The organism is Micromonospora sp. CPCC 205554 (assembly GCF_036902745.1).
Classification (GTDB): domain Bacteria; phylum Actinomycetota; class Actinomycetes; order Mycobacteriales; family Micromonosporaceae; genus Micromonospora; species Micromonospora tulbaghiae.
Window position 1 is genome coordinate 35,016 of record NZ_JBAKHP010000026.1, and the last position, 20,283, is coordinate 55,298.

Consider the following 20,283-nt stretch of genomic DNA (forward strand, 5'->3'; position numbering starts at 1 on the left):
GGCCGCGCCGGTCAGCTCAGCAGGCCGGCGGCGTACCGCCCGGCGGCGGCCGCGGCCAGGAAGTAGGCGTGGTCGGCGTCCAGACCCCGGCCCATTGTGGACAGGCCGACCGGGGCGGCCCGCAGCGCCGCGTCGAGGCCGTCGGTGGGCACTGTGACGATCGTGTGCCGGTCGGCCAGCGGCGCCAGCGCCGCGGCGACCTCCGCCGCCAGACCGGGGGGCAGGCCGTCCGGCACGACCAGCTCCGCGGGGGCCAGCGCGACCCGGCCGTACGCGGTCAGGCTGTGGTGGGAGACGCCACGGTGCCGGGGCCGGGCGTCGGCGTCGGAGATGCGCAGCGACCCGACCGGGCGTCCGCCCAGCGTGGCGACGGCGTTCACCGCCTCGCCGACGGCGACACCGGAGAAGCCCCAGCGGGTGCCGGTGCCGAGGTTGCCGGGCCCCTGGGCGACGATCGTCAGGTCCGCGCCGAGCACGTGCCGCGCGGCGAGCAGGCCGCTGTGCAGCGTGCTCGCCTCCAGGTCGCCGCCGAACGCCTGGCCCACGCTCACCGTGCCCACGAGGTGCCCGAACAGCCCGGCCAGGGTGCGGGAGAACCAGGCCGGCAGCGCGCCGCCGTCGGTCAGCACGTACGCCACCCGGGCGTCGGGCGCGTCTGCGCGTACGCCGGCCAGGATCGCGGGCAGCGCGGAGTGCAGGTCGGCGGCGACCACCGGCATGCCGTCGACCGAGTCGGCGGCGGCCAGCCGGTCGTGGTGCGGCGACGCCTCCTCGTCCACGCCGAGCAGGATCGGTTGCAGCGGCGTGTAGCGGGCCTTGACCAGGTGCCCGGCGTCGCGGCTGTCGCCGGCCTGCGGCGGGTCCGGGGGCAGCCGGTCGGGCAGCGCCACGACCAGCGCATACCCGCCGGTGCCGAGGCCCATCAGCAGCGCGCCGGCGTTGAGCAGCACCCGGTCGCCGGGTTCGGGCTCGCCGACCAGGGCGGGGTAGGCGAGGGCGCGCATCCGGGCGCCGTCGGGCAGGTCGACGTCGAGTTCGACAGCGCCGGCCCACCGCCGCCGTACCGCCGTGACCGTGCCGGACCGCCATCGCACCATGCGGTGCACGGTATCGGCCGTCGCCGTGACGGCCTGCGGGCGGGTCAGGGGTTCTGGTCGTCGACCGGGCGGTCCGTCTCGTCCTGGGTGGTGCGGGCGGGCCGGCCGGGGGAGCGGGACCGGGTGGGGTCGAGGAAGACGTACGCGATCTCCGGGAAGTGCCCGGTGAGCCGGCGTTCGGCCTCGTCGGCGGCGGCCTCGATGTCGGCGCCGGTGGCGTCGTCGCGGAAGTCGACCTTGGCGGCGACGAGGATGTCGTCCGGGCCGAGGAACATGGTCATCAGGGTGTCGATCCGGTCCACCGTCGGCACGTCCGCCAGTTCCCGCTCGATGCGCCGGTGCAGCCGGTCGGAGACGGAGCGGCCGACCAGCAGCGAGATGTTGCTGCGCGCCAGCACGGCGGCGACGACCAGCAGCAGCACGCCGATGAGGATCGAGGCGATCCCGTCGTACAGCTCGTCGCCGGTCAGGTGCGACAGGGTGAGCCCGCCGGCGGCGATCAGCAGGCCGATCAGCGCGGCGCTGTCCTCCAGGAAGACCGCCTTGACCGTGGTGTCGGCGGTCAGGCGCAGGTAGCGGCGCGGGGTGGTGCCCCAGCGGCGCGACTCGCCGCGCACCTGCCGGACCGCCCGGGCCAGCGACACCGACTCGATCGCGAAGGAGACCGCCAGCACCACGTACGCGACGAGGTACTCGCCGCTGTGCTCGTGCACCAGGATGGTGGTGACGCCGTGCGTGACGGCGAAGCCCGCCCCGGCGACGAAGGTGAACAGCGCGGCGAGGAACGCCCAGACGTAGCTCTCCTTGCCGTACCCGAAGGGGTGCCGGGTGTCGGCGGGCCGCGCGCCGCGGCGCAGCGCCAGGTAGAGCAGCACCTCGGTGGTGGTGTCGGCGAGCGAGTGGGCGGCCTCGGAGAGCATCGCCGCGGAGCCCGAGATCAGGCCCGCGACCAGCTTCGCGACCGCGATGGCGAGGTTCGCCGCGCCGGCCACCACGACGGTGCCGACGCTCTCGGTCTTGACCTCCGGTGCCGCCATGCGATCACCCTATGACCGGTCGATGCCCGCCGCCGGGTGGGAAGACCCCCGCGCCGCGCCGCGCGGGTGCCCGCGCCGGACGCGCGGGCTGCTAGCGTTTGGGCGTGTCCCGGACCCGTACCGAACGCCTGGTCAACCTGGTGATCTGCCTGCTGTCGACGCGACGCTTCCTCACCGCCGCCCAGATCGCCGCGACCGTGCCCGGCTACGAGCACGACCCGGACGACGCCAAGGACCACGAGGCGTTCCAGCGCAAGTTCGAGCGCGACAAGGCTGAGCTGCGTGAGCTGGGCGTGCCGCTGGAGACCGGCACGGCGAGCGTCTTCGACGCCGAGCCGGGCTACCGGATCGCGCCGCGCGCGTACGCGTTGCCCGACATCCCGCTCGAACCGGACGAGGCCGCCGCGGTGGGCATCGCCGCCCGGCTGTGGCAGCACGCCGGGCTGGCCGCCGCAGCGTCGTCGGGGCTGGCGAAGCTGCGCGCCGCCGGCATCGACGTGGACCCGCAGGCCACGCTGGGCCTGGAGCCGATGGTGACCGTCGACCCGGCGTTCGCGCCGCTCACCGCCGCCGCGCGGGACCGGCGCGAGGTCAGCTTCGACTACCGCGTGCCGGACCGGGACGCGCCCACCCGCCGCCGGGTGCAGCCGTGGGGCGTGGTCTGCTGGCGCGGCCGGTGGTACGTCGTCGGCCACGACCTCGACCGCGCGGCGACCCGCTGCTTCCGGCTGTCCCGGGTGGTCGGCACGGTGCGGGCGACCGGCGAGCCGGGCGCCTACGAGCCGCCCGCCGGCGTCGACCTGATCAGCCACGTGGCCCGCTGGTCCGGGCCGGTGGAGCGCACCGGCCGCGCCACGGTGCTGGCCACTCCCGGCCGCGCCGCCGGGCTGCGCCGCTGGGCGGTGGAGTGCCAGGCCGGCCCCGACGGGGACCGGCTGGTGCTGCCGTACGCCGACGCCGACTACCTGGCCGGCCAGATCGTCGGGTACGGCCCGGACGTCCGCGTCCTGGAGCCACCGGAGGTGCGGGAGGCGGTCATCCAGCGGCTCAAGGAGGTCGCCGCCCGGCACGACGAGCTGGCCGTGACCGGGGGTGCCCGGTGACCCGCCCGGCGTCCCGCGCGGGCCGTGCCTCCGCCGACCGGCTGGCCCGGCTGCTCAACCTGGTGCCCTACCTGCTGGCCCGCCCCGGCATCGAGATCGCCGAGGCGGCGCACGACCTCGGGGTGACCGAGAAGCAGCTCCGGGAGGACCTGGAACTGCTCTGGGTGTGCGGGCTGCCCGGCTACGGTCCCGGTGACCTGATCGACATGGCGTTCGACGGCGACCGGGTGACGATCACCTACGACGCCGGGATCGACCGTCCGCTGCGGCTCACCCCGGACGAGGCCCTGGCCCTGGTGGTGGCGTTGCGCATGATCGCCGAGACGCCGGGCGTGGCCAACCGGGAGGCGGTCGAGCGGGCACTCGCCAAGATCGAGAACGCCGCCGGCGACCTGGCCGGCGCGCCCGTCGAGGTCCGCCTGCCCGGCGACAGCGCCCGGGTACGCGAGCTGCGCGCCGCCGTCGAGCGCGGCCGGGCGCTGCGGATCACCTACTACACCCCGGCCCGGGACGAGACCACCGAACGCACCATCGACCCGCTGCGGATGCTGATGGTCGGCGGCCGGGCGTACGTGGAGGCGTGGTGCCGCCGCGCCGAGGGGGTGCGGCTGTTCCGGGCCGACCGGATCGACGCGGTGACCGAGCTGCCGGAACAGGCGGTGGTGCCGCCGCAGGCCCGCCCGCACGATCTCAGCGACGGCGTGTTCAGCCCGTCGGCCGACCTGCCGCTGATCACGTTGCGGATCGGCCGGGGCGAGCGGTGGATCACCGAATATTATCCGTGCGAGCGGGTCGAGGCCGACGGCGAGCAGTGGCTGGTGTCGCTGCGCGTCACCGACCTCGGGTGGGCCCGGCGGTTCGTGCTCGGGCTCGGCCCGGAGGTGACTGTGGTGGCCCCGGCAGAGCTGGCCGAGCAGGTACGCGCCCAGGCCGTGGCCGCGCTCGACGCGTACTCCACCCCGGCCGGCAGCGCCGACCCGGCAGCCGTCGGCGGCACCCGATAGGCTGACCGCCGTGGTGACGTGGATCGTGCTCGGGGTCGTGGTGTTCGCGCTGGTCGTACTGGCCCTGGCGATCCGTCCGGTGGTGAGCCGCCTGCCCGGGCTGCGCCGTTCCGCGCTGGCGTTGCAGCGCCGGGCGGTCGAGGCCGAGTCGCTGCGGTCGGCCGCCGAGCAGTTGCAGGCGCGGGCCGAGTCGCTCCAGGAGCGGGCGGCGCTCGCGCAGGAGCGGATCGCATTGATCAAGGCCAAGCGCGGCGACTGATCGACGGCGGTCGGCTCGGTGAGCGTCGTCTGCGCGTTCCCGGGCGGTTACGCGCAGAAATGCGCGGACCTGGACGGTTGACGGGACACTTCGGGTTGGTCGAAACTTCACCGATCGGGCCCGCACCAGCAGGCCCGCGGGGGTGGCAAGCCGCTGCGACACACGTACGATGGGCGACGACCCACCCCTCACCGACACAGAGCGACTGGAGCTTCCCATGGGTGCCCTCAAGCCGTGGCACATCGCCGTACTCGTGGTCGTGCTGATCCTGCTGTTCGGCGCGAAGCGGCTCCCCGACGCGGCCCGCTCGCTGGGCCGCTCGCTGCGGATCATCAAGGCCGAGACCAAGAGCCTGCACGACGACGACCGCGACCTCGCCGAGAAGGCCGACGCGCAGGCCGGCTACCAGCCGCTCACGCCGCAGCAGCCCGTGCAGGGGCAGCCGTACGCCCAGGGCCAGCAGCAGTACGCCCAGCAGCAGCCGTACGCGCCGCAGCCGCAGCAGCCCGTGGCCCCGCCGGCCGACCCGGTGCAGCGCGTCCGCGAGAACTGATTCGAGAGGGCCTCAACCACCGTGGCCTTCGGGTTGAAGAAGCGCGGCCCGAGCAACTTCGCGCGGGCCGCCGACGGCTCGATGACGCTCATCGAGCACATCCGTGAGCTGCGCAACCGGCTGTTCCGGGCGTCGCTGGCGATCCTGGTCGGCTTCGGCTTCGGCATCTGGCTGGCCGAGCCGGTCCGGGTGCTGCTGTCCAAGCCCTACTGCGACCTGCCGCAGTCGTTCGACGCGGCGAGCGGCAAGTGCAAGTTCGTGCAGCTCGGTGTCGCCGACGTCTTCCTGCTGAACCTCAAGATCGGCCTCTGGGTGGGCCTGATCATCGCCGCGCCGATCTGGCTCTACCAGCTCTGGGCGTTCATCGCGCCCGGCCTGCACCGTCACGAGCGGCGGTACGCGTACGTCTTCACCGCCCTGGCGGCCCCGCTGTTCGCGGCCGGCGCGGTGCTGGCGTTCTTCGTCACCACCAAGGGCCTCGAGTTCCTGCTCGACATCTCCGGCGACGACATCGCGACCAACCTCGAGGTGACCCGCTACATCTCGTTCGTCACGAACCTGATCCTGCTGTTCGGGGTGGCGTTCGAGTTCCCGCTGATCGTGCTGATGCTCAACTTCGTCGGCCTGGCCAGCGCCAAGCGGCTGCTGAGCTGGTGGCGGGTGGCGGTGTTCGTGTTCTTCGCGTTCTCCGCTGTGGTCACGCCGACACCCGACCCGTTCGGCATGACAGCGCTGGCGATCTGCCTCTGCGCGCTCTACTTCGCCGCGGTGGGGGTGGCCTTCCTCAACGACAAGCGGCGCGGTCGCGGGCGTGAGGTCTACGCCGGCATCGCCGACGACGAGGTGTCACCGCTGGACCTGTCGGACGAGCCGGTGCCCGCCGGCGGCCGGATCGAGGCGTCCGGGCCGATCGGCGCACCCGAGCCGATCGTCGCCCCGAAGCCGATCGAGCGTCGCTACGACGACATGACCTGACCGGTCCTGCTCACCTCCGGACGCCGTCCCCGCTCCACGGGGACGGCGTCCGCGTCTGTTCAGCCGCGCGTCACCGCCCCCGTCCCGCGCCGATCTTGGACTTGCCGCCTTCGAGGACGCCGTCGGCCTACCCTGCGCCGATCTTGGACTTGGCGCCCCTCGAATGCCCGATATCCGCACTTCGCCCGGGCCGAAGCTGCAAGATCGCCGGGGGCCGGGGGCCGGGGGCCGGGGGCCGGGGGCCGGGGGCCGGGGGCCGGGGCGGCGGGGTGGGGTCAGGTCAGGCGGTGGGCTGTGCCGGGGCGGGGTGGGGAGACCGCGTCGGGGTGCAGGATCGCGGCGATCGTCTCGGCGCCGTCGACCAGACGCGGGCCGGCGCGCACGATCAGCCCGTCCGCGTCCAGCGCCCACACCTGCGCGTCCGGGAAGTGCCCGGCCACCGCGGCGGCCTGCTCGGCCGCGCCGTCGAGGCGGAACCCGCACGGCGCGACCAGCACCACCTCGGGGCGGGCGGCCCGCAGGGCCTCCCAGGTGGTCGGCGTGGACCGGGCGCCCCGATGGGTGGCGACCGGCTCGCCGCCGCCGACGTCGACCAGGTCGGGGATCCAGTGCCCGGCGCCGAACGGCGGGTCCACCCACTCGACCACCGCGACCCGCGGCCGGGGCCGGCCCGCCACCGCCGCGCGGACCGCCGCGAGCCGGGCACGCAGGCCGTCGACCAGGGCCTCCGCGCGGTCGGGCACCCGGGCCGCCGCGCCCACCGCGCGGATCGACTCCAGCACGTCGTCGAGGGTGTACGGGTCGAGTGACAGGACGTCGGCCCGGCACCCCAGGTGCGCCACGGCGTCGGCGACCCGGCCCGACGGCAGCGCGCAGACGCGGCACAGGTCCTGGGTGAGGATCAGGTCCGGGTCCAGCCCGGCGAGCGCACCGGCGTGCAGCGTGTAGAGGTCGGCGCCGGCCGCTACCTGCGCCCGGACGTACGCGTCGATGTCGCCGGGACTCATGCCCCGGGTGTCCCGGCCGCCGACGACCACAGTGGTGCCCGACCGGTACGACGCGGGCACCTCGCACTCGAAGGTGACGCCGACCAGGTCGTCACCGAGGCCGAGCGCGTACACGATCTCGGTGGCGGAGGGGAGCAGGGAGACCAGCCGCATGCCCGTCATCATGCCCCGCGCGCCGGTCGCCGCGTCCCGGGGCCGGTCCGCACCGGACATCGGGTCGCCCTCGGGCCTTGCCGGGACGCCGTACCCGCTTAGACTCTGCTGACTCCGCCGAGCCCCCCGGGCGGTGTGCCGGGGTGCGTCGGCGCCCCCGTTCCGGTCAGCCCGTCTGACCTGCGCTCCGGAGAGCCCGATGAAGAGCCGTACCGCCACCGTCCTGACCGTCCTCTGCGCGGCCGCCGCGCTCACCGCCTGCGGTGACGACGAGCCCGCGCCGAAGGGCCAGCAGGTGCCGGTGACCGCCACCGACACCAGTTGCGAGGTCACCACCACGCTGTTCACCCCGGGCACCGTCACCTTCACCGTCACCAACCGGGGTCAGCAGGCCACCGGGGTCTACGTCTACGGCCGGGAGGGCGACGCCTTCACCAAGGTGATCGCCGAGGTCGCGGACGTGCCGGCGGGCCGCACCGGCGACCTGCGCGCCTCGCTGCAGACCGGCACGTACGAGGTGGCCTGCAAGCCGGGCCGGCAGGGCGACGGCGTGCGGACCCGGATCACCGTCTCCGACGACGGCAACCTCGCCAGCGCCGCGGCCGAGGTGGCCTACGACCGGTCGGTGACGATCGAGCTGACCGACGACGCGATGAGCGGCGTGGACGCCCTGATCGCCGAGCCCGGCGAGAAGCTCGCGTTCAAGGTGACGAACAAGACCGCCGGGGCCCGGACGCTGTACGTGCTCAACCCCGAGGGCAAGCGGGTCGCCGAGATGAAGGCCGAGGCCAACGGCACCGCCGAGACGGTGGTGACGCTGGGCGCGGCGGGGGACTGGTCGCTGAAGGTCAAGGGCGACGGCGTGCCGTCGGTGAGCAAGCGGTTGGTGGTCCGCTGAGGCGGAACAGCGTCGATCCGAAGTCGGTCGATCCGGGTGCATCCACCGGGGACGGTCGGGGCGAAGCAATGGTCGTGACGACAGTCACGGACCTGGTCGCTTCGACGAAAGGCTCCCCGATGAACATCGCTCGTCTCGCCGCCCGGCTGGCCGTGGGCGCCACCGCCGCGGCGGTGGCCACCACCGCCGTCGCCGTGCCCGCCCAGGCCGGCGCCAAGCAGCCGGGTACGCGGTCGCTGGCGGCAGTGCTCACCGCCGACAAGAGCGGCTTCGACCGCAACTCGCGGGACTTCGACGTCCTCACCAAGGCGGTCCTGACGGTGTTGCAGGCCAAGCCGGACTCGCCGGTGAAGGTGCTCACCGACGGCACCGTCGCGCTGACCGCGTTCGTGCCGAACGACTACGCGTTCCGCGAGCTGGTGCGGGACATCACCGCCGCGAGGAAGCTGCCCGGTGAGAAGGCCGCGTTCGACGCGGTCGCCGGCCTGGGCGTGGACACCGTGGAGGACGTCCTGCTCTACCACGTCGTGCCCGGCGCGACGATCGACCGGAAGGCGGCGCTCAAGGCCGACGGCGCGGACCTGACCACCGCGCTCGGCGCCGCCGTCGAGGTGGACGTGAAGCGCTGCTGGTACGGCCGCGAGGTGCGCCTGGTCGACGCCGACACCAGCGACCGCAACGCGAAGGTGGTGCGGTACGACATCAACAAGGGCAACAAGCAGATCGCGCACGCGGTGGACCGGGTGCTGCGCCCGATCGACCTGCCCTGAACCACCCCCGCCACGGCGCCCGGCACCCCCTGCCGGGCGCCGTCGGCGTGTGCCGCCCACCCGCCGTGTGACCTGGCTCTGGTGGGCGGCGCGAGCCGTGCCGTACGGTGCTCGCCGTGACCGCGCACGATCATGTCCCGCCCGGCCCCGTCGCCGTGCTCGCCAACCCGACAGCGGGCCGGGGGCGGCACCGCGGTCTGCTGCCCGGGATCCTGGAGCGCCTCGCCGCGGCGGGCCGCCCGGTCGAGCTGCTGCGCGCGCGTACCCCCGGGGAGGCGGAGGCGGCGTGCCACGCCGCGGTCGCCGGCGGCGCCGGGGCGCTGGTGGCGGTGGGCGGCGACGGCACGATGCACCGCGCGTTGCAGGCGGTCGCCGGCACGGCCGTGCCGTTCGGGCCGGTACCGGCGGGCACCGGCAACGACTTCGCGGTGGACACCGGCTTCCCGGCCGACCCGGCGGCGGCCGTCGAGGTGATCACCGCGGCGCTCGCCGCCGGGCGCGCCCGCCCGGTCGACCTGGCGCGGCTGTCCCGGCCCGGGGAGGCCGACCGTTGGTTCGGCGCGGTGCTCGCGGCCGGCTTCGACGCGATCGTCAACGAACGCGCCAACCGGATGCGCTGGCCGCGCGGCCCTCGCCGGTACGACCTGGCGATCGTGGTGGAACTGGCCCGGCTGCGGCCACGCCGCTACCGGCTGGTCCTCGACGGGGAGGCGCAGGAGGTGGACGCGGTGCTGGTCGCCGTCGGCAACACGGCCAGCTACGGCGGCGGCATGCGGATCTGCCCGGACGCGGACCCGCACGACGGCCTGCTGGACGTGGTGGTCGGCGGGCGCTTCGACAGGCGCACGCTGATGCGGGTCAAGCCGCAGATCTACCGGGGCACCCACGTCACGCACCCGCTGGCGCGCGTCTACCGGGCGCGCACGGTGGAGCTGTCCGCCGAGGGCATCACCACGTACGCCGACGGGGAGCGCTCCCTCGACCTGCCGGTGACCGTCACCGCCGCCCCGGCGGCGCTGCGGCTGCTGCGCTGACCGCCGCCGGGTCCGGCGCGGCGGGCGGAGCGGGAACGGCCGGCGGGGCGGCCGGCGGGGCGGCAGGCGGCGGCGCGGAAGACGCAGGGGCGGCGGCGCGGACCGCACCGGCGCTCGCGGCCACCACGAGCGCGATGGCGAGCACCTCGACCGGGCGCAGCGCCTGGCCGAGCACCAGCCAGCCGGCCACCGCGGCGATCGCCGGACCGAGACTCATCATCACCGCGAACGTCGCGGTCGGCAGCCGCCGCAGCGCGGCCAGTTCCAGGCTGTACGGCAGCACCGAGGCGAGCAGCGCCAGCCCCGTGCCGAGCCCCAGCACCACCGGGTCGGCGAGGCGGCCGCCCGCGTCGGCCAGCCCGAACGGCAGGGTGAGCAGCGCGGCGACGGCCAGGGCGAGGGCCAGCCCGTCCGCGCCGGGGAACCGCGCGCCGATCCGCGCCGAGCAGACGATGTACGCGGCCCACATGGCGCCCGCCGTCAGCGCCAGCGCGGCGCCGGCCGGGTCGAGCCGGTCGAAGCCGCCCTGCCCGAGCAGGACCACACCGGCCAGCGCCAGCGCGGCCCAGCACCAGGCGGCCACCCGGCGCGCGGCGATCACCGACAGCGCCAGCGGGCCGAGCACCTCCAGCGTGACGGCCGGGCCGAGCGGGATCCGCTCGATCGCCTGGTAGAAGATCGAGTTCATGCCGGCCAGGGCCAGCCCGAACGCCAGCACCGCCGCCCAGTCACGTCGCCCGTACCCGCGTATCCGCGGTCGGCAGAACACGAGCATCAGCAGCGCGCCGACGGTCAGCCGCAGGGTCACCGCCCCGGCCACCCCGGTACGCGGGAACAGCAGCGCGGCGAGCGCGGAGCCGAACTGCACCGACAGCGCCCCGCCGAGCACCAGCGCGACCCCGCCGAGCCGTCCCGGCGCACGCGGCGGCAAGGGGTGGGCACCGGTCATGCCCCTGACGGTAGCCGGTGCGCCGGGACGCGTTCGCCCCGCCGGCGGGCCGAGCGCTCAGCCGGCCCCGGCCAGGTCCAGCACCGCGCCGAGCCCGTTCGGGCGGCCCGCGTCGGCGCACGGCAGCACCAGCACCCCGCACCCGGCCGCGACCGCGCCCGCGTCGGCCGGTGTGTCGCCCACCATGAGCGTGCGCTCCGGGTCGACGCCGAGCATCCCGCAGGCCCGCAGGAAGATGCCCGGGTCCGGCTTGCAGCGCCCCACCTCGTACGACAGCGCGTACGCGTCGACGAGCGCGTCGAGGTCCCAGGCGGCGAACAGCGGCCGCAGGTCGAAGCCGATGTTGCTGACCACCGCCACCTTCACCCCGGCGGAGCGCAGCGCACCGAGCACCGGGGCGGTGTCCGGGTACGGCACCCAGCCCTCGGGCACCAGCACCCGCTCGTAGAGCGCGTCGGCGAACCCGTCGATGCCGGTGTCCACGGTCTCGGCCAGCCCGGTGTACGCGCCCCGGTGCGCGTGCGGGTAGAGATCACGGTCGGCCCACAGCTCGGCCAGCCGGGGCGGCACCCGCGCCGGCAGCGGGCCGCCGGCACGCCCGGCGGTGAGCAGCCGGTCGGCCAGCGAGGTGGCCCGGATCCGGTCCAGCTCGACGCCGCAGGCGGACGCGGCGGCGAGCACCCAGGCCAGCGGCTCCTCCACCTGGGCGAGGGTGCCGTGGAAGTCGAAGAGCACCGCCTCCACCGGCCGGCGGGACGGGCCCGGGCGGACGGCGTCGTCGGCGCCGCTCGAGACGTGGGGCAGTTCGGTACGGTCCGGCACGTCGTGCACCCTACCGACCGGTCCGACCGTCCTGCCGGATGGCCTTGACCGGTACTCCTCGGCAGCACCGATTAATCTTGGATCCATGTCGAGCCCCGCCGAGCGGTACGCCGCGGCGCGCCGCCGGGCCGCGCAGGCCTCCGCCTTCCCGGCCCTGGACGAATTCTCGCTGGATCTCGGGTTCGATCTCGACGACTTCCAGCGCGAGGCCTGCGAGGCGCTGGAACGGGGCAGCGGCGTGCTCGTCTGCGCTCCCACCGGCGCCGGCAAGACCGTGGTGGGTGAGTTCGCGGTGCACCTGGCGCTGCGCGGCCGGCCCGGCGGCGACGCGCCCGCCACCCGGCGCAAGTGCTTCTACACCACGCCGATCAAGGCGCTGTCGAACCAGAAGTACCACGACCTGGTGGACCGCTACGGCGCCGAGCACGTCGGCCTGCTCACCGGCGACAACGCGATCAACGGCGACGCGCCGGTGGTGGTGATGACCACCGAGGTGCTGCGCAACATGCTCTACGCCGGCTCGGCCACGCTCGAGGGCCTGGCGTACGTGGTGATGGACGAGGTCCACTACCTGGCCGACCGGTTCCGCGGCGGGGTCTGGGAAGAGGTGATCATCCACCTGCCCGAGTCGGTCACGCTCGTGTCGCTGTCGGCCACCGTCTCCAACGCCGAGGAGTTCGCCGACTGGCTGGTCACCGTGCGCGGCGAGACCGCGGTGGTGGTCTCCGAGCACCGGCCGGTGCCGCTGTGGCAGCACATGCTCGTCGGCAAGCGGATGTTCGACCTGTTCCACGACGCCGACGCGGCCCGCAAGCACGACGTGCACCCCGAGCTGCTGCGCTACACCCGGGACACGATGCGCCGGCTGGAGCTGGGCGAGGGCCGCAGCGCCGGTCCCGGCGGCGGGCGGCGCGGCCCCCGCTGGCGCGGCCCGATGCGGCCGGACATCGTCGACCGGCTCGACCGGGAAGGGCTGCTCCCGGCGATCCTGTTCATCTTCAGCCGGGCCGGCTGCGACGCCGCCGTGCAGCAGTGCCTCGCCGCCGGGCTGCGCCTCACCTCCCCGGAGGAACGCGCCGAGATCCGCCGGGTGGTGGAGTCCCGGGTCACCGCCATCCCCGGCGAGGACCTGTCGGTGCTCGGCTACTGGGAGTGGCTCGACGGGCTGGAGCGCGGGCTGGCCGCCCACCACGCCGGCATGCTCCCCGCGTTCAAGGAGGTCGTCGAGGAGCTGTTCGTCCGCGGGCTGGTCAAGGCCGTCTTCGCCACCGAGACGCTCGCGCTGGGCATCAACATGCCGGCCCGCTGCGTGGTGCTGGAACGCCTGGTCAAGTTCAACGGTGAGGCCCACGTCGACCTCACCCCCGGCGAGTACACCCAGCTCACCGGCCGGGCCGGCCGCCGGGGCATCGACGTGGAGGGCCACGCGGTCGTCGTCTGGTCGCCGGAGACCGACCCCCGGCACGTCGCCGGCCTCGCCTCCACCCGCACCTACCCGCTGCGTTCCAGCTTCCGCCCGTCGTACAACATGGCCGTCAACCTGGTCGGCAGCGTCGGCGCGGCGCCGGCCCGGGAGCTGCTGGAGTCCTCGTTCGCGCAGTTCCAGGCCGACCGGTCGGTGGTCGGCCTGGCCCGGCAGGTGCAGCGCAACACCGAGACCATCGAGGCGTACGGCGCGGAGGCCGCCTGCCACCACGGCGACTTCGACGAGTACTTCGCGCTGCGGGTGGCCATCGCCGACCGGGAACGCGCCATCGCCCGGCAGGGGCAGACCCAGCGCAAGGCGGCGGCCGTCGCCTCGCTGGAGCGGCTGCGGGTCGGTGACGTGATCCGGGTGCCGTCCGGGCGGCGGGCCGGTCTGGCGGTGGTGCTGGACCCGGCCACCGGCGGGTTCGGCGAGCCCCGGCCGCTGGTCCTCACCCAGGACCGCTGGGCCGGGCGGGTCACCCCGGGTGACTTCACCACCCCGGCCGAGGTGCTGACCCGCATCCGGGTGCCGAAGCACTTCAACCACCGTTCGCCCGCAGCCCGGCGGGATCTGGCCGCCGCGGTCAGCGGCACCGGCCTGGACCGGCACGGCGGCCGGCGGGGCGGCCGGTCCCGTCAGGCGGTGGGGGAGGACCACCGGCTCAGCCAGCTCCGCGTCGAGCTGCGCGCACACCCGTGCCACGCCTGCCCGGACCGGGAGGAGCACGCCCGCTGGGCGGAGCGGCGGCGCCGGCTGGAACGCGACACCGAGGAGCTGCGTCAGCGGGTGTCCGGGCGGACCGGCTCGCTGGCCCGTACCTTCGACCGGATCGTCGCGCTGCTGACGGCGCGCGGCTATCTGGCCGCCGACGGCGAGGTCACCGACGCCGGCCGGATGCTGGCCCGGATCTGGACCGAGGCGGACCTGCTGGTGGCCGAGTGCCTGCGCCGCCGGGTGTGGGACGGCCTGTCCCCGGCCGAGCTGGCCGCCGCCGTGTCGGTGGTGGTCTTCGAGGCCCGGCGGGACGTCGACGAGAGGGCGTCGCTGCCGCGCGGCGCGGTGGCCGACGCGGTCGACGAGACGCTCAAGCTGTGGGGCGACATCGAGGCGGACGAGGCGGCGCGCGGCCTGGCCGTGACCCGGGAGCCCGATCTCGGCTTCGCCTGGCCGATCTACCGCTGGGCGCGCGGCGAGGCGCTGGCGAAGGTGCTGGCCAGCGGCCACCAGATCGACGGGGAGATGCCGGCCGGCGACTTCGTCCGCTGGGCGCGACAGGTGGTCGACCTGCTCGGGCAGGTCGCCGACTCGGGCGGTGCCTCGGCCGAGCTGCGCGGCACCGCCCGGCAGGCCATCGCGGCGGTCAACCGGGGCGTGCTGGCCTACCACGCCTCCGCCTGACGGTCACTTTCGGTCACCGCTTGCCGGAAACCGACGCATCGCTGCGTCACGGCGCTACCACCCCGCGAATTGTCGGGGGGCCGATGCACGCCCTGGTCAGGGCCTATCCCATCATTGCCCCGGGCGCCGTGGGTCGCGCTGCGCCGAGGGTGAGGGAAGGGCGTCGTGGGCGAGATCAATCACTTCGAGTACGGGTGGATCACACCCGCGCTCAGCTACGCGTTGTCGGTGCTCGGCTCGGCGCTCGGGCTGGTCTGCGCCGGGCGGATCCGGACCGCCACCAGCGCCGGCCAGCGCGCCTGGTGGGGCCTGCTCGCCGCGTGGGCGCTCGGCGGCACGGCGATCTGGGCCATGCACTTCATGGCGATGCTCGGGTTCGCCGTCGGCGGCACCCGGATCCGCTACGACGTGCCGCTGACTGCCGCCAGCACGGTGATCGCGGTGGCGTCGGTCGGCATCGGGCTGGCGATCGTGGGCACCGGCCGGCTCGCCGCGCCCCGGCTGCTCGCCGGCGGGTTCTTCACCGGTGCCGGGGTGGCGGCCATGCACTACACCGGCATGGCCGCCATGCGCCTGGACGGCTCGCTCGGCTACGACCCGCTGCGGGTGACGCTGTCGGTGGTCATCGCGGTCGTGGCCGCCACCGTCGCGCTCTGGCTGGCGATGACCGTCCGGCGGGGGCTGGCCATCGCCGCCTCGGCGCTGGTCATGGGCATCGCGGTCAACGGCATGCACTTCACCGGCATGAGCGCGCTGTCGGTGCACCTGCACGAGAGCCGCGGCCCGGCCTCCGGCACCGAGGTGAGCGGGCTGCTGGTGCCGATCGTGCTGGCGGTGGTGTTCGGCGTGGTCGGGCTCGTCTACGCGCTGCTCGCCGCGCCGTCGGACGACGACCGGGCCGGGGCCGCGTACGTCAGCGCGCGGCTCGACGAGGGGCCGCAGACCGTGGCCGCCGAACCCGCGCCGGACCCGGTCGGCCTGCGTGCCCGCTCGACGCTGGCACAGCCCGGCGCACAGTTGCCGTCCCGGCGGAGCACCGACCGCCAGTCGTGATCAACTGATCACGACCGGTCGCCGGCCAGCGCGTCGACCAGGCGCCGGCACGAGCCGGCCAGGTTCCAGCGCTGCGCCAGCTCCAGCAGCCGGTCCGGATCGGCGGGGGACGTCGGCAGTGCCGGGTCCAGCTCGGGTAGCGGCACGTCGGTGGCGACCCGGACCACCTTCGGCGCCACGGCCAGGTAGTCGCGGGCGGCGTCGAGCTTCGCCCGCAGCCCGGGCGCGAAACCGGATCGGGGGTCGTCGAGCGCGGCCAGGATGCCGTCCAGCCCGCCGTAGCGGTCGATGAGCCGGGCGGCGGTCTTCTCGCCCACCCCGGCCACGCCGGGCAGCCCGTCGCTGGGGTCGCCGCGCAGCGCCGCGAAGTCGGCGTACCGGTCGGCCGGCACGCCGTAGCGGGTGCGGACCGCCGCGTCGTCGCAGTCGTCCAGCTTGGCCACGCCCCGGCCGACGTAGAGCAGGCGCACCGGGTGGGCGTCGTCGACGAGCTGGAACAGGTCGCGGTCGCCGGAGACCACCTCGACCGGGCCCGGCTGGGTGACCGAGAGCGTGCCGAGCACGTCGTCGGCCTCGTAGCCGTCGGCGCCCACGGCCGGGATGCCGAGCGCGTCCAGCACCTCCAGGATCATCGGCACCTGCGGGGACAGCGTGTCCGGCACGACCTCGCCGCCCTCGGGCGCGACCCGGTGCGCCTTGTACGACGGCAGCAGCTCGACCCGCCACGCCGGGCGCCAGTCGTGGTCGAGCGCGCAGATCATCCGGTCGGGCCGGCGGGTGCGCACGAGCTGGGCGAGCATGTCGAGGAAGCCGCGCACGGCGTTGACCGGCTGGCCGTCGCCGGTCTTCGCGGCCGACTCGGGGATGCCGAAGTAGGCGCGGAAGTAGAGGCTGGGGGAGTCGATCAGGAGGATCGGCTGTCGGTGTGCCACGCGGACAAGCCTTCCACAGGCCTGCGACGAGATGGGGGAGGCGACCGCCGGACCGGAAACCCGGGCGCGCGGCGGGCGTCCGGTGCGCAGACTGGCGGGGTGAGCTTCGTACCCGGCCTGACCCTGGCCCGCCGGTTCCACGACGAGGTGGTGGGTCCGCTGCTGGCGCGGCGGCTGCCCGGCCTGCCGTACTCCGCCGGTCTGCTCGACGGCGGCTCCGAGCTGCTCGGCCTCGACACGCCCCGCTCCACCGACCACGACTGGGGCCCGCGTACCCAGCTCTTCGTGGCGGACGCGCACGACGTGGCGCCGGTCCGGGAGGTGCTGGACGCGGAGTTGCCGGCGCGGTTCCTCGGCTGGCCGACCCGGTACGCGGGCGGGCCGGAGGCGCGCCTCGGCACGGTCCGCGCCGACGGCGACCGGCACGGCGTGAGCGTGGACGAACTCGGCGGATGGCTGCGGGAGCGGCTCGGCGCCGACCCGCGCGCCGGACTGACGGCGGCGGACTGGCTGGCGACGCCGACGCAGCGGCTGGCCGAGCTGACCGGGGGAGCGGTGTTCCACGACGGGCTCGGTGACGCGCTCACCGCCGTCCGCGCCCGCCTGGCCTGGTACCCGGACGACGTGTGGCGTTACGTGCTCGCCTCCGGGTGGCAGCGGGTCGCGCAGGCCGAGCACCTGGCCGGCCGGTGCGCCGAGGTCGGCGACGATCTGGGCAGCCGGGTCGTGGTCGCCGGACTGGCCCGGGACCTGATGCGCCTCGGCCTGCTGCTGCACCGGCGCTGGCCCCCGTACGCGAAATGGCTCGGCACGGTGTTCGCGACGCTGCCGGACGCGGCGCCGATGGTGGACGGGCTCGCCGCCGCGCTCGGCCCGGGTGACTGGGCGGCCCGGGAGCCCGGCCTGGTCCGGGCGCTGGAGACGGTCGCCGGCTGGACCAACGACGCCGCGGCTGCGCCGCCGGTGGACCCGGCCGCCCGGCCGTTCCACGACCGGCCGTTCCTGGTGCTGCACGCCTGCCGGTTCGTCGAGACGCTGCGCGCCGCGATCACCGACCCGGAGCTGCGCGACCGGCCTCCGGTGGGCGCGGTGGACCAGTACGTGGACAGCGTGGACGTGCTCACCCACCCGGGCCGCGCCCGCCGGGTGGCCGCGGCGGTTGTCGGCCCGCCGGCCGGGGCCTAGACTCCGATTCGAGTCGCATCGATCCGCGACTGTCTATCTCGTCTCCGAGGGTCCGGGCCGCCCGTCGTAGGCGCCTCGCCGGCGAGAACGCCGCGCCACGCGGCGTTCCCACCATCCGAGGAGAACGCATGCTGTCCAGAAGGAGCAGACTCCGGCTGCTCGGCGCGGCGCTGACCGCCGCCGGGCTCGCCGTCGGGGCGGCGCTCGCCGTCCCCGGGCCGGCCTCGGCCGCCGCGCTGACCGAGGTGACGAACTTCGGTGCCAACCCGAGCAACCTGCGGATGTACCTGTACGTCCCGGACACCGTCGCGGCCCGTCCCGGCCTGCTCGTGGTGAACCACTACTGCACCGGCAGCGGCCCGGCCATGTACTCGGGCACCCAGTTCGCGGCGCTCGCCGACCGGTACGGCTACATCGTGGTCTACCCGTCGGTGACGCGCAGCAGCAAGTGCTTCGACGTCTCCTCGCCGCAGGCGCTGCGCCGCGACGGCGGCAGCGACCCGGTGGGCATCAAGTCGATGGTGGACTACGTGCGGCAGCGCTACCCGGTCGACTCGCAGCGGATCTTCACCACCGGCACCTCGTCCGGCGCGATGATGACGAACGTGCTGCTCGGCGACTACCCGGACGTGTTCCGCGCCGGTGCCGCCTTCGCCGGCGTGCCGTTCGGCTGCTTCGCCACCACCAACGGCTCGGAGTGGAACAGCGAGTGCGCCAACGGCCAGGTGCTGAAGACCCCGCAGCAGTGGGGTGACCTGGTGCGCAACGCCTACCCCGGCTACACCGGCCCGCGCCCGCGGATGCAGATCTGGCACGGCACCAACGACGAGACGCTGCGCTACCCGAACTTCGGCGAGCAGATCGACCAGTGGACGAACGTGAACGGGCTGAGCCAGACGCCCGCGTACACGGACAGTCCGCAGGCCGGCTACACGCGTACCCGCTACGGCGGCACCGGCGGCACCGCGACCGTCGAGGCGATCAGCATGCAGGGCGTCACGCACAACCTGCCGGTGGACGCGGCCCAGGCCGTCCGCTTCTTCGGCCTGGACTCCACCACGCCGCCGCCGACCACCGCGCCGCCGACCACCGCGCCGCCGACGACGCCTCCGCCCACCACGCCTCCGCCCACCACGGCGCCGCCGACCACGCCGCCGCCGTCGGGGGCCTGCCGGGTCGGGTACGTGGTGAACGCCTGGAACAACGGCCTGACCGCCGCCGTGACGATCACCAACACGTCCACCACGGCGATCAACGGCTGGAACCTCGCGTTCACGCTGCCGGGCGGTCAGACGATCACCGGGGGCTGGAACGCCACGTACAGCCCGTCCAGCGGCGCCGTGACCGCCCGTAACGTGTCCTACAACGCGTCGATCCCGCCGGGCGGCTCGGTGGACATCGGCTTCCAGGCCACCCATACCGGCAACACCGGCAGGCCGGGTTCGTTCACGCTCAACGGGAGCACCTGCACGGCCGCCTGAGCGGGGTCGTGGCGGCATCCCGGCCGCACCCGTCCCGAGCGGGGCGGGCGCGGCCGGGCATGACCGCACCGGCGGCGGGTACCCGTGCCGGACGGACACCGGCGGGAACCGAAGGAGCGGATATGAAGGTCCGAAGCTCCCTGCGCGCGCTCAAGCGCAAGGCCGGCTCGATCGTGGTCCGGCGCCGGGGCAAGCTGTTCGTGCTCAACAAGGCCGACCGGCGGCAGAAGGCCCGGCAGGGCTGAGGCCGCCGTCGCCGCGCGACCAGCTCAGGCAGTTCGAGTCGCAGGTGTGGGACGCGACGTCGTGACGGCGGCGGCCGGTACCGCGTCCACCTCGGAACGCCCCGCCAGGCGGGCGACGGCGGAGGCGGCCAGCGGGCGGTAGATCCGCACCGAGTCGGCGAGCGCGGAGAAGTGCGAACCCTCGTTGTCGCCGTGGTAGTGGGTGGCGATGTCCACCTGCTCGACCGGCACTCCGGCGCGGACCAGCCGCAGCAGCACCGCCATCTCGTACTCGAAGCGGTCACCCGGGACGGTGGTGAGCCAGCCGAGCAGGGCGGCCGGGTAGGCGCGCAGCCCGGTCTGGGTGTCGCGCACGTCCCGGCCGCTCGCCAGCCGGAACGCCACCCGGGTCGCCGCGTTGCCGAACCGGCTGCGCGCCGGGACCTCACCGTCGAAGCGGCGTACGCCGAGCGTCGGCGCCCCGGTGGCGCGCATCCGGTCCGCCACGCGGCACACGTCGGTCACGCCGTGCTGGCCGTCGGCGTCCACACACACCACGTCGCGTCCGGGACGGTGCGTCGAGGCGTACCGGAAGCCGGTGCGCAGCACCACGCCCTTGCCCCGGTTGACCCGGCGGCGCAGCACCGTCGCCCCCTCGGCGCGGGCCGCGCCCAGCACCCCGGCGGCGGCCGGGCCGCTGCCGTCGTCGACGACGAGCACGTCGGCGCCGGGCAGCGCGGCCCGCAGGTCGCCGACCAGCGGCGGAAGCCGGTCACCGGGCCGGTACACCGGCACGAGCACGATCACGGAACCTCCCGGGTGGACTCGCCCGCCGGCACGGCCCGCCGGGTCGATCGAGGACCGTCGTACCCCGCGCCCGC

At 75.0% G+C, this 20,283-nt stretch carries 20 protein-coding genes; 13 read left to right on the plus strand and 7 right to left on the minus strand.

Features of this window, described 5'->3' with window-relative positions; translation table 11 throughout:
• Nucleotides 1-11 precede the first annotated feature (11 nt).
• Together V6U82_RS25140 and V6U82_RS25145 are read right to left on the minus strand one after the other, a co-directional pair.
• Complete coding sequence (locus V6U82_RS25140) at nucleotides 12-1,097, minus strand: DUF3866 family protein (protein ID WP_334465071.1); 1,086 nt, start codon at nucleotides 1,095-1,097, stop codon at nucleotides 12-14.
• A gap of 44 nt (nucleotides 1,098-1,141) precedes the next feature.
• On the minus strand, nucleotides 1,142-2,134 hold the full coding sequence (locus V6U82_RS25145; protein WP_334465073.1) for a cation diffusion facilitator family transporter: 993 nt from the start codon (nucleotides 2,132-2,134) through the stop codon (nucleotides 1,142-1,144).
• Nucleotides 2,135-2,238: 104 nt separating this feature from the next.
• Here V6U82_RS25145 and V6U82_RS25150 point away from each other — a divergent pair, with 104 nt between their 5' ends.
• From V6U82_RS25150 to tatC, 5 genes are all read left to right on the plus strand, one after another.
• Nucleotides 2,239-3,237: a helix-turn-helix transcriptional regulator gene (locus tag V6U82_RS25150; RefSeq protein ID WP_013286115.1), complete on the plus strand. Its 999-nt coding sequence runs from the start codon at nucleotides 2,239-2,241 to the stop codon at nucleotides 3,235-3,237.
• A complete protein-coding gene (locus V6U82_RS25155; protein WP_334465076.1) occupies nucleotides 3,234-4,241 on the plus strand; it encodes a helix-turn-helix transcriptional regulator in 1,008 nt (335 codons plus the stop codon). The genes V6U82_RS25150 and V6U82_RS25155 overlap by 4 nt, the downstream gene beginning before the upstream one ends.
• Before the next feature lie 10 nt (nucleotides 4,242-4,251).
• A complete protein-coding gene (locus tag V6U82_RS25160) occupies nucleotides 4,252-4,500 on the plus strand; it encodes a hypothetical protein (protein WP_334465078.1) in 249 nt (82 codons plus the stop codon).
• A 217-nt stretch (nucleotides 4,501-4,717) separates the two neighbouring features.
• A complete protein-coding gene (gene tatA, locus V6U82_RS25165; protein WP_128138899.1) occupies nucleotides 4,718-5,053 on the plus strand; it encodes a Sec-independent protein translocase subunit TatA in 336 nt (111 codons plus the stop codon).
• Nucleotides 5,054-5,074: 21 nt separating this feature from the next.
• Entirely contained in the window at nucleotides 5,075-6,028 is a 954-nt protein-coding gene (tatC, locus tag V6U82_RS25170) for a twin-arginine translocase subunit TatC (RefSeq protein ID WP_128138900.1), read from the plus strand.
• Between the two features lie 275 nt (nucleotides 6,029-6,303).
• Here the strand turns inward: tatC and V6U82_RS25175 are convergent, their stop codons facing one another.
• Nucleotides 6,304-7,248, minus strand: a complete 945-nt coding sequence (locus V6U82_RS25175) for an ABC transporter substrate-binding protein (protein ID WP_334465081.1) — start codon at nucleotides 7,246-7,248, stop codon at nucleotides 6,304-6,306.
• Nucleotides 7,249-7,387: 139 nt separating this feature from the next.
• Here V6U82_RS25175 and V6U82_RS25180 point away from each other — a divergent pair, with 139 nt between their 5' ends.
• The 3 genes from V6U82_RS25180 to V6U82_RS25190 all read left to right on the plus strand — a co-directional run bounded on the left by V6U82_RS25180 (nucleotide 7,388) and on the right by V6U82_RS25190 (nucleotide 9,890).
• Nucleotides 7,388-8,086, plus strand: coding sequence for a hypothetical protein (locus tag V6U82_RS25180; RefSeq protein ID WP_334465083.1), 699 nt, complete (start codon nucleotides 7,388-7,390; stop codon nucleotides 8,084-8,086).
• 119 nt (nucleotides 8,087-8,205) lie between these two features.
• Nucleotides 8,206-8,856: a fasciclin domain-containing protein gene (locus tag V6U82_RS25185; RefSeq protein ID WP_258545617.1), complete on the plus strand. Its 651-nt coding sequence runs from the start codon at nucleotides 8,206-8,208 to the stop codon at nucleotides 8,854-8,856.
• A gap of 107 nt (nucleotides 8,857-8,963) precedes the next feature.
• A complete protein-coding gene (locus V6U82_RS25190; protein WP_334465087.1) occupies nucleotides 8,964-9,890 on the plus strand; it encodes a diacylglycerol kinase family protein in 927 nt (308 codons plus the stop codon).
• Here V6U82_RS25190 and V6U82_RS25195 read toward each other — a convergent pair.
• Nucleotides 9,853-10,839, minus strand: a complete 987-nt coding sequence (locus V6U82_RS25195) for an EamA family transporter (RefSeq protein ID WP_334465089.1) — start codon at nucleotides 10,837-10,839, stop codon at nucleotides 9,853-9,855. The two genes, V6U82_RS25190 and V6U82_RS25195, sit on opposite strands and share 38 nt — an antisense overlap.
• A gap of 57 nt (nucleotides 10,840-10,896) precedes the next feature.
• Nucleotides 10,897-11,661 carry an HAD family hydrolase gene (locus V6U82_RS25200; RefSeq protein ID WP_151501409.1) on the minus strand — a complete coding sequence of 255 codons (765 nt, stop codon included), beginning with the start codon at nucleotides 11,659-11,661 and terminating at the stop codon, nucleotides 10,897-10,899.
• 85 nt (nucleotides 11,662-11,746) lie between these two features.
• On the opposite strand from V6U82_RS25200, the gene V6U82_RS25205 reads away from it, so the two are divergent.
• A complete protein-coding gene (locus V6U82_RS25205; protein ID WP_334465092.1) occupies nucleotides 11,747-14,527 on the plus strand; it encodes a DEAD/DEAH box helicase in 2,781 nt (926 codons plus the stop codon).
• Nucleotides 14,528-14,692: 165 nt separating this feature from the next.
• Nucleotides 14,693-15,580, plus strand: coding sequence for an MHYT domain-containing protein (locus V6U82_RS25210; protein ID WP_334465094.1), 888 nt, complete (start codon nucleotides 14,693-14,695; stop codon nucleotides 15,578-15,580).
• Nucleotides 15,581-15,588: 8 nt separating this feature from the next.
• On the opposite strand, the gene V6U82_RS25215 is transcribed toward V6U82_RS25210, so the two are convergent.
• On the minus strand, nucleotides 15,589-16,512 hold the full coding sequence (locus tag V6U82_RS25215) for a 5'-3' exonuclease (RefSeq protein WP_128139087.1): 924 nt from the start codon (nucleotides 16,510-16,512) through the stop codon (nucleotides 15,589-15,591).
• 99 nt (nucleotides 16,513-16,611) lie between these two features.
• On the opposite strand from V6U82_RS25215, the gene V6U82_RS25220 reads away from it, so the two are divergent.
• From V6U82_RS25220 to V6U82_RS25230, 3 genes are all read left to right on the plus strand, one after another.
• Nucleotides 16,612-17,697 (plus strand): DUF4037 domain-containing protein, encoded by a 1,086-nt coding sequence (locus V6U82_RS25220; RefSeq protein WP_334465096.1) that lies wholly within the window; start codon nucleotides 16,612-16,614, stop codon nucleotides 17,695-17,697.
• Between the two features lie 128 nt (nucleotides 17,698-17,825).
• Entirely contained in the window at nucleotides 17,826-19,178 is a 1,353-nt protein-coding gene (locus V6U82_RS25225) for an extracellular catalytic domain type 1 short-chain-length polyhydroxyalkanoate depolymerase (protein ID WP_334465098.1), read from the plus strand.
• Nucleotides 19,179-19,300: 122 nt separating this feature from the next.
• Complete coding sequence (locus tag V6U82_RS25230; RefSeq protein WP_091428126.1) at nucleotides 19,301-19,423, plus strand: ribosomal protein bL36; 123 nt, start codon at nucleotides 19,301-19,303, stop codon at nucleotides 19,421-19,423.
• Nucleotides 19,424-19,447: 24 nt separating this feature from the next.
• On the opposite strand, the gene V6U82_RS25235 is transcribed toward V6U82_RS25230, so the two are convergent.
• Nucleotides 19,448-20,209, minus strand: coding sequence for a glycosyltransferase family 2 protein (locus V6U82_RS25235; protein WP_334465108.1), 762 nt, complete (start codon nucleotides 20,207-20,209; stop codon nucleotides 19,448-19,450).
• Nucleotides 20,210-20,283 lie beyond the last annotated feature (74 nt).